This is a genomic window from Stenotrophomonas sp. GW821-FHT09E08 (assembly GCF_059416125.1).
This window is the reverse complement of sequence record NZ_JBWKOO010000030.1, coordinates 1-2,500: the sequence shown is the minus strand read 5'-3', so window position 1 is coordinate 2,500 and position 2,500 is coordinate 1. Positions and strand designations below refer to the sequence as shown.

The 2,500-nt window shown below is 53.8% G+C and carries 2 rRNA genes (1 of these 2 cut by a window edge); both read left to right on the top strand.

The window, feature by feature from the left end:
* Positions 1-2,301, top strand: a 23S ribosomal RNA gene (locus AC07M7_RS21015); it begins 579 nt to the left of the window's first position.
* Between the two features lie 125 nt (positions 2,302-2,426).
* Positions 2,427-2,500: ribosomal RNA gene (rrf, locus tag AC07M7_RS21010) — 5S ribosomal RNA — on the top strand; the annotation flags it as partial.

Below are 2,500 nucleotides of genomic sequence, written 5' to 3'. Positions count from 1 at the left end.
CGTGGCAAGCTTAACCGTATAGGGGAGGCGAAGGGAAACCGAGTCTGATAAGGGCGCATAGTCGCGGGCAGTAGACCCGAAACCGGGTGATCTAGTCATGGCCAGGGTGAAGGTGCCGTAACAGGTACTGGAGGCCCGAACCCACGTCTGTTGCAAAAGACGGGGATGAGCTGTGATTAGGAGTGAAAAGCTAATCGAACCCGGAGATAGCTGGTTCTCCTCGAAAGCTATTTAGGTAGCGCCTCATATGTATCCTCTCGGGGGTAGAGCACTGTTATGGCTAGGGGGTCATCGCGACTTACCAAACCATTGCAAACTCCGAATACCGAGACGGACTGTATGGGAGACACACGGCGGGTGCTAACGTCCGTCGTGAAAAGGGAAACAACCCAGACCCACAGCTAAGGTCCCAAATTTTGTGCTAAGTGGAAAACCATGTGGAAAGGCACAGACAGCCAGGAGGTTGGCTTAGAAGCAGCCACCCTTTAAAGAAAGCGTAATAGCTCACTGGTCGAGTCGGTCTGCGGGGAAGATTTAACGGGGCTAAGCACAAAACCGAAGCTTGGGGTGCATAACTTTGTTATGCGCGGTAGAGGAGCGTTCCGTAAGCCGTTGAAGGTGGATTGAGAAGTCTGCTGGAGGTATCGGAAGTGCGAATGCTGACATGAGTAACGATAATGCGGGTGAAAAACCCGCACGCCGAAAGCCCAAGGTTTCCTTGCGCAACGTTAATCGGCGCAGGGTGAGTCGGCCCCTAAGGCGAGGACGAAAGTCGTAGTCGATGGAAAGCAGGTTAATATTCCTGCACCTCGCGTAAGTGCGATGGAGGGACGGAGAAGGTTAGGTGTACCAGGCGTTGGTTGTCCTGGGGAAAGGCGGTAGGTTTGGATCTTTGGCAAATCCGGGATCCTTTAAGACCGAGCACCGAGACGAGTCTTTATGACGAAGTCACTGATACCACGCTTCCAGGAAAAGCTCCTAAGCTTCAGCTTACGCAGACCGTACCGTAAACCGACACAGGTGGGTAGGATGAGAATTCTCAGGCGCTTGAGAGAACTCGGGTGAAGGAACTAGGCAACATGGCACCGTAACTTCGGGAGAAGGTGCACCCTTTTTGGTGGCTCGTGCGAGCTATAGCTGAAGAGGGTCGCAGTAACCAGGCCGCTGCGACTGTTTATCAAAAACACAGCACTCTGCAAACACGAAAGTGGACGTATAGGGTGTGACGCCTGCCCGGTGCTGGAAGGTTAATTGATGGGGTCAGCCGCAAGGCGAAGCTCTTGATCGAAGCCCCAGTAAACGGCGGCCGTAACTATAACGGTCCTAAGGTAGCGAAATTCCTTGTCGGGTAAGTTCCGACCTGCACGAATGGCGTAACGACAGCGGCGCTGTCTCCACCCGAGACTCAGTGAAATTGAAATCGCTGTGAAGATGCAGCGTTCCCGTGGCAAGACGGAAAGACCCCGTGAACCTTTACTATAGCTTTACACTGAACGTTGAGTTCGTCTGTGTAGGATAGGTGGGAGGCTATGAAACTGTGGCGCTAGCTGCAGTGGAGCCATCCTTGAAATACCACCCTGTCGTGCTTGACGTTCTAACCTGGGCCCATTATCTGGGTCGGGGACCGTGTATGGTGGGTAGTTTGACTGGGGCGGTCTCCTCCTAAAGAGTAACGGAGGAGCTCGAAGGTACGCTCAGCGCGGTCGGACATCGCGCACTGTGTGCAAAGGCATAAGCGTGCTTGACTGCAAGATCGACGGATCAAGCAGGTAGGAAACTAGGACTTAGTGATCCGGTGGTTCTGTATGGAAGGGCCATCGCTCAACGGATAAAAGGTACTCCGGGGATAACAGGCTGATACCGCCCAAGAGTTCATATCGACGGCGGTGTTTGGCACCTCGATGTCGGCTCATCACATCCTGGGGCTGTAGTCGGTCCCAAGGGTATGGCTGTTCGCCATTTAAAGTGGTACGCGAGCTGGGTTCAGAACGTCGTGAGACAGTTCGGTCCCTATCTGCCATGGGCGTTGGAGATTTGAGAGGGGCTGCTCCTAGTACGAGAGGACCGGAGTGGACGAACCTCTGGTGTTCCGGTTGTCACGCCAGTGGCATTGCCGGGTAGCTATGTTCGGAAGCGATAACCGCTGAAAGCATCTAAGCGGGAAGCGCGCCTCAAGATGAGATCTCCCGGGGCACAAGCCCCCTGAAGGAACCATATAGACTATGTGGTTGATAGGTCAGGTGTGTAAGTACAGCAATGTATTGAGCTAACTGATACTAATGATCCGTGTGGCTTGACCATATAACCTCAAGTTGCCTTGGCTTTACGACAACGTCGTAAGAGCATCCAAGTGCACGCTACGTCACAAGAACTATGCGAGGCTGGCGCCTTGTCCCCCGGGACGAGTGCGACTCTCCAAAAGCCTCCCTGGTGAAATTAGCGCTATGGAACCACCCGATCCCATCCCGAACTCGGAAGTGAAACGTAGCTGCGCCGATGG